Annotated in this window: 14 protein-coding genes; 3 read left to right on the forward strand and 11 right to left on the reverse strand. The window is 57.6% G+C overall.

From position 1 onward, the window contains the following. Positions 1–20: 20 nt before the first annotated feature. The 11 genes from Q0915_RS02215 to lgt form a co-directional block, all read right to left on the reverse strand. Positions 21–1313, reverse strand: a complete 1293-nt coding sequence (locus tag Q0915_RS02215) for an amidohydrolase family protein (protein ID WP_299472825.1) — start codon at positions 1311–1313, stop codon at positions 21–23. 11 nt (positions 1314–1324) lie between these two features. Next, on the reverse strand, positions 1325–2269 hold the full coding sequence (locus Q0915_RS02220; protein ID WP_299472827.1) for an ABC transporter permease: 945 nt from the start codon (positions 2267–2269) through the stop codon (positions 1325–1327). Further along, positions 2266–3348 (reverse strand): ABC transporter permease, encoded by a 1083-nt coding sequence (locus Q0915_RS02225; protein ID WP_299472829.1) that lies wholly within the window; start codon positions 3346–3348, stop codon positions 2266–2268. Before Q0915_RS02225 ends, Q0915_RS02220 begins: the two co-directional genes overlap by 4 nt. Then, complete coding sequence (locus Q0915_RS02230; protein WP_299472831.1) at positions 3345–4892, reverse strand: ABC transporter ATP-binding protein; 1548 nt, start codon at positions 4890–4892, stop codon at positions 3345–3347. Before Q0915_RS02230 ends, Q0915_RS02225 begins: the two co-directional genes overlap by 4 nt. A 96-nt stretch (positions 4893–4988) precedes the next feature. Then, positions 4989–5996 (reverse strand): BMP family protein, encoded by a 1008-nt coding sequence (locus tag Q0915_RS02235; protein ID WP_299472833.1) that lies wholly within the window; start codon positions 5994–5996, stop codon positions 4989–4991. A gap of 216 nt (positions 5997–6212) precedes the next feature. Further along, entirely contained in the window at positions 6213–7145 is a 933-nt protein-coding gene (locus Q0915_RS02240) for a ribose-phosphate pyrophosphokinase (RefSeq protein WP_299472835.1), read from the reverse strand. 234 nt (positions 7146–7379) lie between these two features. Next, positions 7380–7928 (reverse strand): hypothetical protein, encoded by a 549-nt coding sequence (locus Q0915_RS02245; protein WP_299472837.1) that lies wholly within the window; start codon positions 7926–7928, stop codon positions 7380–7382. A gap of 56 nt (positions 7929–7984) precedes the next feature. Continuing rightward, complete coding sequence (locus Q0915_RS02250; RefSeq protein ID WP_299472839.1) at positions 7985–9142, reverse strand: Xaa-Pro peptidase family protein; 1158 nt, start codon at positions 9140–9142, stop codon at positions 7985–7987. A 28-nt stretch (positions 9143–9170) separates the two neighbouring features. Then, complete coding sequence (gene pgeF / locus Q0915_RS02255) at positions 9171–9938, reverse strand: peptidoglycan editing factor PgeF (protein WP_299472841.1); 768 nt, start codon at positions 9936–9938, stop codon at positions 9171–9173. A 91-nt stretch (positions 9939–10029) separates the two neighbouring features. After that, the gene (locus tag Q0915_RS02260) at positions 10030–11118 is read right to left on the reverse strand and encodes a class I SAM-dependent methyltransferase (RefSeq protein ID WP_299472843.1); all 1089 of its coding nucleotides are present in this window, start codon (positions 11116–11118) and stop codon (positions 10030–10032) included. Further along, the gene (gene lgt, locus Q0915_RS02265) at positions 11115–11948 is read right to left on the reverse strand and encodes a prolipoprotein diacylglyceryl transferase (protein ID WP_299472845.1); all 834 of its coding nucleotides are present in this window, start codon (positions 11946–11948) and stop codon (positions 11115–11117) included. Before lgt ends, Q0915_RS02260 begins: the two co-directional genes overlap by 4 nt. A 188-nt stretch (positions 11949–12136) precedes the next feature. On the opposite strand from lgt, the gene Q0915_RS02270 reads away from it, so the two are divergent. The 3 genes from Q0915_RS02270 (at position 12137) to proC (ending at position 14065) form a co-directional block, all read left to right on the forward strand. Continuing rightward, positions 12137–12403 carry an accessory factor UbiK family protein gene (locus Q0915_RS02270; RefSeq protein WP_299472847.1) on the forward strand — a complete coding sequence of 89 codons (267 nt, stop codon included), beginning with the start codon at positions 12137–12139 and terminating at the stop codon, positions 12401–12403. Between the two features lie 346 nt (positions 12404–12749). After that, entirely contained in the window at positions 12750–13250 is a 501-nt protein-coding gene (locus tag Q0915_RS02275; protein ID WP_299472850.1) for a YbjN domain-containing protein, read from the forward strand. After that, positions 13247–14065, forward strand: coding sequence for a pyrroline-5-carboxylate reductase (gene proC / locus Q0915_RS02280; protein WP_299472852.1), 819 nt, complete (start codon positions 13247–13249; stop codon positions 14063–14065). The genes Q0915_RS02275 and proC overlap by 4 nt, the downstream gene beginning before the upstream one ends. Positions 14066–14079 lie beyond the last annotated feature (14 nt).

The following is a 14079-nucleotide window of genomic DNA, read 5'->3' on the forward strand; positions in this document are numbered from 1 at the left end:
TCTGGCACAATCGATTTCGGTCAGGCCTCGTTCGGAGCGTAGCTGCTCGGATCGACTGATTGCGGACGCCCTTCGAGTGCCAGCCGGGTTTGCCGCGCCGGTGTTGTTGCGATCACGCGGCCACTTTTGACAACCTTGAGGCGGGTGGCTTTCAACCGGATTGCCTCGATCGTATCGCGCGCCTGGAGAAGAACGAAATCGGCTTTGCAGCCTTTCTCAAGGCCATAGTCTTCAAGGTTCATTGCCTTGGCGGGATGCGAGGTAACGCACTCGTAGCAGTAGCGGATGTCTTCCCGGCTGGTCATCTGGGCCACATGCAGACCCATCGACGCGACTTCGAGCATGTCGGCAGACCCCATGGAGTACCATGGATCCATGACGCAATCATGCCCGAAGGAGACATTGACTCCATAAGATCGCAATTCCGGCACACGGGTTTGACCGCGCCGTTTGGGATACGTGTCGTGCCGTCCCTGTAGTGTGATGTTGATCAGCGGATTGGCGATCGCGTGCACCTCGGCTTCTGCAATGAGCGGAAGCAGCTTGGAAACGTAGTAGTTGTCCATCGAGTGCATGGAGGTCAGGTGAGACCCAGCGACGCGGCTCTGAAGTCCCAGCCGCTGTGTCTCATATGCGAGCGTTTCGATGTGACGCGACATCGGGTCGTCGGTTTCGTCGCAATGCATGTCGACCATCAGCCCGCGTTCGGCTGCGATTTCACAGAGCCGCTTCACGGACTTTGCACCATCTTCCATGGTGCGTTCGAAATGCGGGATGCCGCCGACGATATCGACCCCCATGTCGAGTGCTTTCAGGAGGTTCTTTTCGGCGTTGGGAGATCGGTAGAGCCCGTCCTGCGGGAAGGCCACCAGCTGCAGGTCAATATAGTCCCTAACCCTGTCCCGCACTTCCAAAAGGCCCTCAACGCCGGTCAGGCGGTCGTCGCAAACATCGACATGTGTGCGGATCGCCAGAAGGCCCTGAGAGACCGCGAGATCGCAATATTTCAATGCCCGCTCGACAACCGCATCAACCGTCAGGATCTCCTTCAATTCCCCCCAAAGGGCAATGCCCTCCAGGAGGGTTCCGCTCTGATTCATGCGTGGCAGACCAAGCGAAAGCGTTGCGTCCATATGGAAGTGGCTGTCGACAAAAGGCGGAGAAACGAGGTTCCCGTCCGCCTCGATCACATCGCCGGCCTGCGCGGAAATACCGGGTTCCACCGTTTCGATCCGGCCATTTCGGCAGGCAATGTCAACACCGGTCCGACCATCGGGCAGGTTTGCGTTTTTGACAATCAGATCAAAGCTCATCGGACTTGACCTCAGCGTTGGCCACGGAAATAGGGAACGAGCAGCGCTCTGGGATAATCAGCGCGGCGCGCTACAACAATCAGTGCGGCGATTGACAGAATGTACGGCATCATCAGGAAGATCTGGCCTGGAATGAAGCTTCCCACTTCGGTCTGAAGGCGCACCTGAAAGGCGTCGAATGCGCCGAAAAGAAGAGCCCCGAGCAAGGCTTTCCCGGGTCGCCAGGAGGCAAAGACCGTCAGCGCGATACAGATCCAGCCGCGGCCATTGACCATGCCGAAGAAAAACGCGTCGAAAGCGGACATGGTCAGAAAGGCGCCGCCAAGCGCCATGATCGAAGAGCCGGCAACGACCGCACCGATGCGTATCGCATATACAGACAGCCCTTGGGATTCCACGGCAGAGGGATTGTCGCCCACGGCCTGAATCGCCAGGCCGAGCGGGGTGCGGTAGAGAAGGTATCCGGTCGCCACAACGAGCAACAGCGCCAGAAATGTCAGCGAAGTCTGCTGGAAAAGGGCAGGGCCGAGGAACGGCAAATCGCTCAATACGGGAATATCCAGCGGTTGGAAGGCCTCGATCCGTGGAGGTGAAGACACGTCAGGCAGCGCAGTCCGGTAGATAAAATAACTGAGCGATGTGGCGAACAGTGTGACACCGATACCGGAGACATGCTGGGACAGACCCAGCGGAACCGTCAGGATTGCATGGATCAGTCCGAAGACCGCGCCGGCAAATGCCGCAACAAGAACGCCGCCCCACAGTCCCGCCCCAAGCCAGACCGCCATCCAGCCGGCCATCGCTCCGGCAGTGAATATGCCTTCAATACCCAGATTGAGGACGCCCGCACGCTCGCATATCAGGGCACCGATCACGCCGAAGATCAAAGGTGTTGCGATACGCAGCGCGGCGGCCCAGAAGTTGGGCGAAATGAGTATCTCGAGAATTTCAATCATCCGGCAGACCCCTTTGCTGCTGGAGCGCTGATAAATCTCACCTTGAACCGCAGAAACAGACCGGAAACCAAAACACACAAGAGCGCCATCGCAACGATCAGGTCTGCGAGATAGTTGGAAACTCCGGTCGCGCGGGACATTGAGTCTGCGCCGACAAAGATGCTGGCAATGAAGAGTGCTGCAAAAACCACGCCGATGGGAGACAAGCCCGCGAGCATGGCAACGACGATCCCCGAGTAGCCGAAACCGGGCGACAGGTCGGCGGTCAGATACCCCTTGAGACCGGCAACTTCTCCTACGCCCGCGAGACCTGCAAGTGCACCGGACAGAAGACCGACCCGGATGAATGTCGCGGTCACGGGTATTCCGGCGTGCCGAGCTGCGGCCGCGTTCTCACCGACCGCTCTGATCTCGAATCCCCAGACGGTTCGCTTCAGCAGGAAATAGACGCCCAACGATGCGGCCAGAGCCACAATCAGGCCCCAGTGGATGCGCGTCCGCTCCAAAAGTTTGGGCAGCGCCGCTTCATCCAAAATGGGTTCTGACTGGGGCCAGCCCATCCCCATCGGATCCTGCATCGGTCCTTCCAGCATCATCTGGACGAAGAGCAGGATGATGAAGTTCAAAAGGAGCGTGGTGACGACCTCGTCAACTCCCAGCTTGCTTTTCAAAAGTGTCGGGCCGAGCATGACTAGCCCGCCCGCGAGCGCACCGGCCAGGGCAACTGCCGGAATAAGGATGTAACCCGGCCCGGAAACAGCTCCTGTCCCCACGGCCACAGCTGCCAGCGCACCGGCATAGAGTTGGCCTTCTGCCCCAATGTTCCAGAGCTTGGCACGGAATGCGACGGCTGCCGCCAGCCCGGTGAGGATGAGCGGTGTTGCGCGCGTCAGCATTTCGGTGAAAGCAAAGACCGAGCCAAAGGCGCCTTTAACGATCAGGCCATAGGCCTCGAATACAGAAAGACCGGCAAAACTCATCGGAATGGCCGCAAGCACCAGAGCGGCAGCACCTGCGGCAAGGGAAACTGCCAGCATGCGGGAAACTGATGCCGGGGGGCGGGGTTCAAGACGTATCATGCAGCTTCTTCCCCGCCATGTCCTGCCATTCGCAGGCCAAGCGTTCCGCGATCGAGGGTTTCAGTCTCCTCTGCCTCAGACAGGTGCCCGCGGTGGATCACCGCGATCCTGTCGGAAAGGCGCATCAGTTCATCAAGGTCTTCGGATATCAGGATCACGCCTGCGCCTCTTTCACGCGCCGCCAAAAGGCGTTTGTGGACGTCTGAAGTCGCGCCGACATCGAGACCTCGGGAGGGCTGAGCGGCAAGAACGACTGTCGGTTCGGGCTCAAGCGTACGTGCCAGAACGATCTTCTGGATATTGCCGCCCGACAACAGACGCGCCTGACTGTCCTCTCCCTGGCACCGGATATCGTAAGCTTCAATCAACTGCCGTGCCTTTTCGAGCATTGCCCGGAAGCGCAACAGACCAAAGCGCTGGTTTTCCGGATGGCGGATGGTCTCGATTGCCAGGTTCTCCGAAACGCTCATTGCGCCGACGATGCCATCACGGTGGCGGTCCTCAGGGATGCGCGCCAGACCGCTCTCAATCATTTTCCTGGCGTTTGCGTGCGTTTCGTTTTGCCCGGCCAGGGAGATTGAGCCTGAGACGGGCGTCACCAATCCGGATATGACGCGCGCGAGCATCGTTTGACCATTGCCGGACACGCCCGCAATTCCAAGGATCTCGCCCGCCCTCAGGGTCAGATCGATCTCGTGAAGGGCATCGCGTCCATGCCCTGCGGAGACTTTGTCGAGCACATAAAGCGGAGCACCCGGAGATCCCGCGTCCCGGACGGTTTCAACGATTTCGTGACCGACCATAAGCTCTGCAAGCTTTCTCAGGTCGCATTCCGCGGTGGGCAGGTCCGCGACCTTGCGTCCAGCACGCAGGACCGCTACCCGGTGGGACGACGCCATGACTTCCGCAAGTTTGTGCGAAATGAAGATGATGCCGAGCCCGTCCTTGGCCAGCTTGTTCAAGGTTCCAAAAAGTGTGTCTGATTCCTGCGGGGTCAGGACGGCGGTCGGTTCATCAAGAACCAACACCCTGGCATCGCGGTAAAGTGCCTTCAGGATCTCAACACGTTGCTTTTCGCCGACCGAAAGCTGCGAAATCCGGGCATCCAACGGGACGTTCAGCCCCGAACGCTCGATCAGGTCCTTCAGTTTTTTGCGGGCGGCTGCGTGCGCGGATGTCAGCGATGACAACTTTTCGGTGCCCAGAACGATGTTGTCGAGGGCGCTGAGGTTTTCCGCAAGCGTAAAATGCTGGTGCACCATGCCGATACCGGCTTCAAGTGCTGCGTGAGGCGATCCTGGTTCCAATTCGTGCAGGCCCGTTCTGCCGGTTCCAACGAGAACCTGCCCTTCATCGGCAACATAATGGCCGAACAGGATGTTCATCAGTGTGGTCTTGCCGGCGCCGTTTTCGCCCAGAAGCGCAAGGATTTCGCCGCGCTTGAGATCCAGCGAAACCTCGCCGTTCGCCGTCAGCGCCCCAAAGCGCTTGGTAATACCGTCCAACCTGAGAACGGTTTCCGCCTCGTTTGTGGGTCCCGTCATGCAGACCTCCGCGATTGTTTCCTGAGGCCGCAGCGGCGGCGTGGGGCGGGACAGAACCGGCGGCAGATGGTCGCCGGTTCTGTCGGATTTTTCGACTTACATTGTCGATTTAGGTTCGCTGTCGTTCACGTTGACGCGGAACAGGCCGTCCAGAATTTCCTGCTCCTTGGCTTTTGCTGCGGCAACGGCGTCAGCGTCTGCCAGGTTCTCATCGACGATGAAACTTCCTCCGCCATAGGACATGAAGCTGTACGGGCCGTAATCGGCCGGTTCGAAGCTTCCGCCAACAACAGCCGAAACGGCCCGATCGATGGTCGGCTCCATGTGCCACAGTGCAGAGGAAAGAATGGTGCCGGGATAATCGCCGGACGTGTCGATCACATTCCCGATCGCGAGGATTTCCTTTTCCTTGGCCGCATCGGATACGCCAAAGCGCTCGGCGTAAAGAATATCTGCGCCCTTATCGATCATCGCAAACGCAGCTTCCTTGGCCTTGGGCGGGTCGTACCAGGAGTTGATGAAGGTAACCAGGAACTTGACGTCCGGATTGACCGCCGTTGCCCCTTCCATGAAGGCATTCATCAGGCGATTCACTTCCGGAATGGCATATCCGCCCACCATGCCGATGACATTGGATTTGGTCGCAGACCCGGCGATCATGCCGGAGAGATAGCTTGGCTCATGGATCCAGTTGTCGAAGACGGCGAAGTTCGGTTTGGCAGGCCCGAATGACGATCCCATAAGAAAGGCAGTGTCGGGGTATTCCGCTGCAACCTTGCGCGCAGCGCGTTCCACCGCGAAGGCTTCACCAACGACAAGGTCCATGCCCTGTTCAGCGTATTCGCGCATCACGCGTTCGTAATCGGTGTTGGCGACGTTTTCGGAGAAGGTGTAGGTGATTTCGCCGCGCTCCTGGGCAGCCTTCAACGCCTTGTCGATTCGGCTTACCCATTGTTGCTCAACCGGAACAGTGTAGATTGCAGCGACCTTGATAGGATCGGCTGCAACGGCGGAAACATGTGACAGTCCAACAGTCGCGGCGACCGCCAAGGCGGCCGACATCAGGGTCCTGCGGACCCTGGAAAAAGGCTTTGAAACGAGCATCTGAATCCCCTGGAAAGTATTTTTACGGGAAAATTTGATCACATAATATGCGTGCCTACAAGCTATGCAGATGTGCTTGAGGGCAATTTTTTGCCCAAATGGGAAAAAATTTGAGATTTCTGGCTTAACCCAACACGCGTTCCTGTCAGGGGCGGCACGGTACAAACAAAAAAAGCGCCGGATGTACCGGCGCTTCGCTTTTCACGGGGCTTCGGATCAGCTGAAAAGGCTGGATACCGATTTTTCCAGGGCCGTCCGATTGATTGCTTCGCCGATCAGCGGTGCGATCGAGACCGCTCGGATGTTGGTGGCTGCCGTGATCGCCGCAGTCGGTTCTATTGAATTGGTGATCACGAGTTCCTTCAGCTTGGAAGACGTTACGCGAGCCACCGCGCCACCGGACAGAACACCATGGGTAATATAGGCGGTCACCGATTCCGCACCCTTGGAGAGAAGTGCTTCGGCGGCATTGCAAAGGGTGCCGCCACTGTCGACGATATCGTCCACCAGAATGCAATCGTAGCCGTTCACCTCACCGATGATGTTCATGACTTCCGATTCTCCAGGCTTGTCGCGGCGTTTGTCGACAATGGAGAGCGGTGCATCTATGCGTTTTGCAAGGGCGCGGGCACGGACCACACCGCCGACGTCGGGAGACACCACCATAACGTTGTCAGTGGCGTAACGTTCCTTGATGTCGCGGGTCATGACCGGCGCGGCAAAAAGGTTGTCGGTCGGGATATCGAAAAAACCCTGGATCTGTCCAGCGTGGAGATCCAGGGTCAAAACGCGGTCTGCGCCGGCTTCGGTAATCAGATTGGCCACCAGTTTGGCCGAGATCGGAGTTCGGCCGGACGCGCGGCGATCCTGACGGGCATATCCGAAATAGGGGATCACTGCCGTAATCCGGCGGGCCGAAGACCGCCGCAGCGCATCTATGATGATGAGCAATTCCATCAGGTGGTCGTTGGCAGGATAACTGGTCGGCTGAACGACAAAAACGTCCTCGCCGCGCACATTTTCCTGAATTTCAACGAAGATTTCCTGGTCGGCAAACCGCCTGACCTGGCATTTGGCCAGGGGAACGTCCAGATAGTTGGAGATTTCCTCCGCCAGGGCTCGGTTGGAATTGCCCGCGACGATCTTCATGAGCCGCAAGTCCTTCTGGTGCGACAGCGGGAGTGCGGGTCGAATGCCTCGCAAACACGCGGAAAAAGCCTAGGTCGTGTCTAGTGCCGGAACCGAAGGTCGAGACAGGCTACCCCCGGCAGGCGGCGGCGTTGTAACAACCATGCAACCGGACCACAACAGTGGATACGCTTTGACACCTGCTTTTTTTGAATTTTTATAACGTAATTCGGTATTTACCCGGCGAACAAATTATTATCGGTTGAGCCAGGCCTCGATTTCCACCATCGAGCGAGTGGCGATTCGCGACAATGTGGACGAGTTGACCGCCTGCCAGGGATCTCCTGACGCACCGCCGGTCGATTCCGTACCGGATATGCGTTTCAGGCGGCTGCCGTTGCTGTCGACGATATCGAAAACATAAAACACCGTTCCATTGGACCGCTGACCCGTTGCGGCGAGATATCCGTTCACGCGGTAGGTTGCTGCGGCGCCGACCCTGCGGACCAAGGTGATGTCCTGCTTGCGCGCCTCACGCCCGATATACTCAGATAATTCATCAGCGATGTTTCCCGGTGCACCTGTGAAAGGTTCGAAGGCAAAGGTAACGCCGCTTTCGGCGTCGGCCTGGCCTGCAATCGACGGCGCGGAAACAGGACCGGAAACAGGGGTTGGCGGCTGACCAGACTGACATGCCGCAACGACGCCCAAAAGCAGCAGTCCTGCAAAATTGCGCAGGACTGAAAGTGTTTTCTGGCTGGAGAATGAGAGCATGAATTGGTCCGGCTTAAGTGTGTTCGTCATTCACAAACGGCTTATCTTTCCAAAAAAGCTCAGGCCGATTCATGATTGCACTTGGTTTAGCCTGACTTGACCGGCAGGTCGAGAGGCAGCTTGGATAAGCTCTCCGGAGCACCTTCGGTGGTGAGGTAGGTCTGTCCGAGCGTCATTGCCGTGTCGGTGATTGAATCCATCAATATCATGTGCATGAAAATCACCATGTTGGGCTTCACGACCGCCGGGTTGGCTTTGTAGGCCATTGGCGTATCCATCCAGCTGGGGGTGAACCGCGCGCCAAGCGAATAGCCGCATGCATTCAATCGGTGCTGCATCATGCCGTGTGCATCCAGCCTTTCTGCATGGGCGTCGAAAATGTCGCCAAAGGTCTTGCCCGGAACCAGTTGCGTCTCAACGGCTGAAAGCGCCTCGCGCGTTGCGAGGTACATTTCCTGATGGCGGTCTGTGGGGGTGCCGACAATAACGGTTCTCATTGCCGCTGCGTGATAGTGCCGATAACTCCCCGCCCACTCCAGCGTCAGCTGATCGCGGTCTCCCAAAATGCGCCGCCCGGCCTTGTATCGGCACAGAAGCGCATCGTGGCCTGAGCCGATAATGAATTCGTTGCCAGGATAGTCTCCGCCACCTTCAAAAACCGCCCCCTGCATGGCTGCCAGGATCTTGCCCTCATCCGCACCCGGGCGGGTTTCATCCATTGCGGCGTGAAACGCCTTGTCTGTCAGTTCCGAGGCCTTTCGCACATAAGCGATCTCCTCTTCGCTTTTGATGGACCGGAGCTCGGACACCAGGGCAGACGCATCCCGAATATCGGCAAAACTCGTCAGTTCGGCGTTGATCTGCAGTGCGATTTTGCCGGTCATGCCATGCGTGTCGTATTCAATGCCGATTCTGCTGCCCAGCAGATCCATATCGAACAGCATGTCCTTGAGCTGCAGCACGGGACTGGCGGAACCACGATCGATCCAGACGCGTATGTCGGAAATATTCGATGTGTGGCGGGCCTGACGCTGGTCGGCGGACCGCGTCAGAAGCACCTTTTCTCCCTCTTTCGTCACCACAAGGCATTGGAAGAAACAGAAACCGAACGTGTCGTATCCCGTCAGCCAGTACATGCTTTCCTGCGCAAACAGCAGCATGGCATCGAGCTTGTCCGCTTCCATGGCGACTTTCAATTCGTCAAAGCGGCGCTCAAATTCAGCGTCTGAAAAATGAAGTGCCATTTTTGTCCTCACTTTGCTCGATGACTCATCAGTAGCCCAAAGAAATGGCGCTGATCTGACGGCCATAGTCAGGTTCGTTGCGATGTGTTGTGCGCCGATAGGAAAAGAACCGCTCCTCATCGGCATAAGTGCAAAGGCTCAGATCTGCAACTTTACCGAGATTCATGCTCTTCAGACAATCGGTGATGAAGGCGGGCAGGTCAAACATGTGATGCGTCGGCTTTTGTGATGGCTTGAAATACCGCTCGTGATCTGCAGCTGTATCGACAAAGCGTTCGAAAAACTCCGGTCCGACTTCATAGGCTTTCTGTGAAATTGTCGGGCCCAGGACGGCCACGATGCTTTGCCTCTTGGCTCCCAGTGCTTCCATCGCCGTGACCGTGTTCTGCAGGACGCCGGAATGGGCTCCTTTCCAGCCGGAATGAGCGGCACCGACAACGCCGCTATCGGTATCGGCGAAGAGGATCGGTCCGCAATCGGCCGTCGCGACACCGATCGCAAGGTGCGGGACATCGGTCACAAGCGCATCCGCTTTCCGGTTGCTGCCATCTTCCCAGGGCCCGGTAATAGTGATCACGTCGGGTGAATGGATCTGGTAAGGCGAAACAAGCCTTTCCGACGAGATCTGGAATTCATCGGCGATACGCTGGCGATTTTCCAGCACCATGCTGCGCTCGTCGTCGGATCCCAATCCGATATTGAGGCTTTCGTAGATGCCCTTTGAGACACCACCTTTCCGCGTGAAAAAGCCGTGGCGTATCCCATCCAGTTTCAACGCATCTGCTTCAATCTTCATCGATTGCCCTTTTGAAGCTCCGGAGCGCGCACCCTGCTGGCCTGCCGGCTGTCAGGACCGATTCGCGCACGACTTTTGATCCTTGAGGACTTCAGACCGCGCTGTCAAACGGATGGAAGGAACGCTTTGTACCCGTGAGTGCCAAAACCTTGAAAAGGCTGCCCATCTGGTCCGGCCCGGCAAGACGTTCGACGGCATCGCGGATGCTTTCCTGCTCAGCGTGCGACTTTCCGGCTCCGAGCGATCCCGCCCGCTCAAGGAGGCCCGATCGCAACAGAAACTCGCCTTGTGTCAAAACCGGCAAGACGCCGGCGCCTCCCTTTGCTGCGGCGATGGCGAGGGCCTCGAAGTTGACGTGCGCCGTCAGGTCTGCGTCACCGGGGTGGGCCAGAACGTCGTCATGCGTATGGCGGAAAAGAGCCTGCAGCGTGTCTCCCGGTGCGGTTTTGCGATATCCGTAATCGATAACGATTGCGGCTCCACCGCTCTTGGCGAGCCTTTCGCCGATTTCCTCAGCCACCGCGTTGGCCGCCGGCTGAGTTTCGAAAATGGTGCCTTCGGGACTGTCCTTGAAGGCGGCGGGGATGTCCCGGTCTGAAAGTTTTGCCGCGCCGGCGCCGAGTGCCAGGTTGTCGTCCTGATCCAGGCCGACGACACGTTCGCACCAACCGTCGGCGGTTCTGACAAACTGGTGTATCGGAAGGGCGTCGAAGAATTCGTTCGCAATCAAAATGACCGGACCGTCGGGGACTTCGCGGAAAGCATTGTGAAATGCGGGCTCAAGTGGTGCGGCAGCAAGCTTTTCCAATTGCAGGCTTCTGAGATGCGGGCTCGTTTCGACAAGATTGAGACGGGTTGCCTTGATAAATTCCGGTCTTAAGCGCGCAACACGCAACAGGTCTGCCATGAGCGTTCCGCGACCGGGTCCCAGTTCCACCAGATTGAACTGCTCTGGAGCGCCGAGCGCTTCATAAGCCGACACACATGCGGCACCGACGAGTTCGCCAAACATCTGGCTGATTTCCGGCGCTGTTGTGAAATCTCCGTCACGGCCAAACGGGTCCCGGGTAGTGTAATATCCGGCCTCGGGATCTCCGAGACAAATTGCCATGTACTGGGCAACCGACAGGGGCCCCTCGTTGGCAATTCTCGCCTTGATCCTCTCCGTCAGGTCGCTCAAGCCGTTGCATCCCTGGCAGGTCGTGTGCCGGACCAGATCATGAGCGCGAGACCGGCCAGGATCATTGGCAGCGACAGCAAGATACCCATCGTGAGAAAGCCCGAGAGATATCCGATATGCGCATCCGGCACCCGGTAAAGTTCGGCAATCGACCGCCCGATGCCGTAGCCGAAGGCAAAGGCGCCCGCAAGGAAACCGGGCCGTTGCAACAGCGCAAAGCGATGGCTGAGAAGACGCAGTACGAGAAACAGCAAAATGCCCTCCAGAGCAGCCTCATAAAGCTGGCTTGGATGACGCGGTTCGGGGCCTGCGCCAGGGAAGACGAAAGCCCATGGGACGTCGGCCGGACGTCCCCAAAGCTCGGCATTGATGAAATTGGCAATTCGGCCGAAAAACAAACCGATCGGGGCGGCGCAGCCGGCGAGGTCGAACAATGTCCAGATGTTGAGACCACGACGCCACGCAAACAGCACCATGGCAATCACAGTGCCGGCGAAGCCGCCATGAAACGACATACCGCCACTCCAGATGGCCAGGGCGTCAGCCGGATTTGCGAGGTAATAGGCGGGATTATAAAACAGCACGTAGCCGAGACGACCGCCGATGATTATTCCGAGCGTGCCCCAAAGAACGAAGTCGTCGAGATCGACCGGTGACGGGCGCTGAAGACCGTTCCAGAGCCGATCGTTCAAGGAAAGTGTACGCATGTACCGCCATGCGAGAATAATTCCAACGATATAGGCAAGCGCATACCAGCGAAGTGCAAAGGGACCGAATTCAATGATGACCGGGTCAATTGCCGGAAACGGCAATACGAGAACAGAAGGCACGTTGCGTCCTTTATGGCTGGTCAGGGCACGGGTGGATTCCCGCGGAACGCTTGCGCGATCTTATCCCCGCCGTCAAGCATGAAGGAATTTGGAAACGGCGCGCCATGCGACCGATTTGGTTCTTGAAGTCTCCGCAATTCCCTCATACCTGATAGGCACTGAACATTTTCGTGAACAAGGAGGGTCAGATGACCCAGGGTCCCAACCGTCTCCTCGACGATTTCGCCAAACTGATGACCGATGCTGCAGGCGTAGCTCAAGGTGCCCGCCGCGAAGTGGAAACCGCATTCCGCGCACAGGCCGAGCGGTTCCTGTCCGATATGGACATGGTTTCGCGCGAAGAACATGAAGCGGTGAAGGATATGGCCGTGCGCGCACTCGACAGGATTGAAGAACTCGAATCGCGCCTTGCGAAGCTCGAAAATGGCGATTCACCCGAGAACGGAGACGCTTAGACCGTCGCGGTGACGATGATGTGAGTACTTTCTGTTAATTGTTGATGACAGAATTGCGACGGATCAAGACGGCGGAAATGCAATGATTTTGAGCAGTCTGAGGAGAATTGCGGCTGAGTCGTCCACAAGTTTAGGCTTTTTCCTCAGGGATAGTATGTATCCATTAAATCATTCCTGATCCTATACTCATGACAACAGGGATTCGTCGGAGCAAGACGGAACCGGTTCGCTTCGAAAGAGCCACCAAAGGACGCGTTTTGCTCCTCCGGCATGGGACATATCCCGGCGGCCCGCCCGGTTATCCTGATCGGGTATTCGGCCCCGGCTCGAAAGGGGAGAAGGCATCATGAGCCTCATCGAGATCGAATTCGAGCGACCTGGCAATCCCGTTGACACAATCGAGACTGTTGCCGCGTTGAACGACTGGGCGTTTGAACGCTCAGACGAGGACGAAATCACAATCTCCCTGGGAGGCAGCTGGTGCGACTACCACGTCTCCTTCTCCTGGATGGAGGAAGTGGAAGCGCTGCATCTTGCCTGTGCCTTCGATCTGAAGGTGACGGAACCCCGCAAGACCGAAGTGATCCGCCTGCTTGCGCTGGTCAATGAGCAGCTCTGGATGGGGCATTTCGATCTCTGGCACAAAGAGAACGTGATCATGTTCCGCCAATCTCTTCTTCTTGCCGGCGGTGCGGAGGCTTCCTCCGCGCAAATCGAAGCCATGCTGACAAATGCTCTTGAAAACTGCGAGCGTTTCTATCAAGCCTTCCAGTTCGTTGTCTGGGCCGGTCATTCGGCTGCAGAGGCAATGAACACAGCCTTGTTCGAGACCGCAGGGGAAGCATGAATTTTTCAAAAGAGCGTCCCTTTCTTCTTGTCGGAGCCGGCAAGATGGGAGGGGCGATGCTGTCAGGGTGGATGGCCGAGGGGATCGATCCCTCGACTGTTGTTGTCTGTGACCCGCACCTATCCGGCGAAATGGACGCGCTCTTAAAAGAGCATGGAATCCGTCACGTCGCGTCTGTTCCTGCGGATCTTCGCGCAGGCATGGTTCTTGTTGCAGTCAAGCCGCAAATGATGGACCAGGTTCTTCCTGGCGTAAGCTCAGCGGTCGCCGAGGATACGCTACTTCTGTCTGTTGCGGCGGGAACACCGGTTTCGAAGTTTCAAGGCATATTTGGAAACATTCCCACATGCAGGTGCATGCCCAACACGCCGGCGATGGTGAAACGCGGCATCACTGCTGTGTATCCTACCAACAAGGTGACGGAAGTTCACAAGCAAGACGTTGCCAAGCTGCTTTCTGCCGTCGGCAAGGTGGTCTGGCTGGAGACGGAAGACCAGATCGACCTGGTCACTGGCGTCAGTGGCTCCGGGCCCGCTTATGTGTTTTATCTCGCAGAAGCTCTGAGTGAAGCGGGCAAGGCGGCGGGATTGCCGGACGCGATTGCGCACGAGCTGGCCGTCGCCACCGTTTGCGGGGCGGGGGAACTTCTCCATCAATCGGGTGAACATCCTTCGATCCTGCGCCAGAATGTGACCAGTCCGAATGGAACGACAGCGGCGGCACTGGACGTTCTGATGCACGAAAACGGTTTGCAGCCGGTCATGACAGAAGCTGTTGCCGCTGCCATCAAGAGGGCTCGCGAACTTGCGGAGTGAGCCTCAGGTTCTCC

Origin of the sequence: uncultured Roseibium sp., assembly GCF_947494555.1 — a bacterium.
In the GTDB taxonomy this organism is placed as follows: Bacteria; Pseudomonadota; Alphaproteobacteria; order Rhizobiales; family Stappiaceae; genus Roseibium.

Excerpts from the sequence above, each read along its gene's own strand:
- Q0915_RS02215 (WP_299472825.1), bottom strand. The coding sequence starts at position 1,313 with ATGAGCTTTGATCTGATTGTCAAAAACGCAAACCTGCCCGATGGTCGG.
- Q0915_RS02220 (WP_299472827.1), bottom strand. The coding sequence starts at position 2,269 with ATGATTGAAATTCTCGAGATACTCATTTCGCCCAACTTCTGGGCCGCC.
- Q0915_RS02225 (WP_299472829.1), bottom strand. The coding sequence starts at position 3,348 with ATGATACGTCTTGAACCCCGCCCCCCGGCATCAGTTTCCCGCATGCTG.
- Q0915_RS02230 (WP_299472831.1), bottom strand. The coding sequence starts at position 4,892 with ATGACGGGACCCACAAACGAGGCGGAAACCGTTCTCAGGTTGGACGGT.
- Q0915_RS02235 (WP_299472833.1), bottom strand. The coding sequence starts at position 5,996 with ATGCTCGTTTCAAAGCCTTTTTCCAGGGTCCGCAGGACCCTGATGTCG.
- Q0915_RS02240 (WP_299472835.1), bottom strand. The coding sequence starts at position 7,145 with ATGAAGATCGTCGCGGGCAATTCCAACCGAGCCCTGGCGGAGGAAATC.
- Q0915_RS02245 (WP_299472837.1), bottom strand. The coding sequence starts at position 7,928 with ATGACGAACACACTTAAGCCGGACCAATTCATGCTCTCATTCTCCAGC.
- Q0915_RS02250 (WP_299472839.1), bottom strand. The coding sequence starts at position 9,142 with ATGGCACTTCATTTTTCAGACGCTGAATTTGAGCGCCGCTTTGACGAA.
- pgeF (WP_299472841.1), bottom strand. The coding sequence starts at position 9,938 with ATGAAGATTGAAGCAGATGCGTTGAAACTGGATGGGATACGCCACGGC.
- Q0915_RS02270 (WP_299472847.1), top strand. The coding sequence starts at position 12,137 with ATGACCCAGGGTCCCAACCGTCTCCTCGACGATTTCGCCAAACTGATG.
- Q0915_RS02275 (WP_299472850.1), top strand. The coding sequence starts at position 12,750 with ATGAGCCTCATCGAGATCGAATTCGAGCGACCTGGCAATCCCGTTGAC.
- proC (WP_299472852.1), top strand. The coding sequence starts at position 13,247 with ATGAATTTTTCAAAAGAGCGTCCCTTTCTTCTTGTCGGAGCCGGCAAG.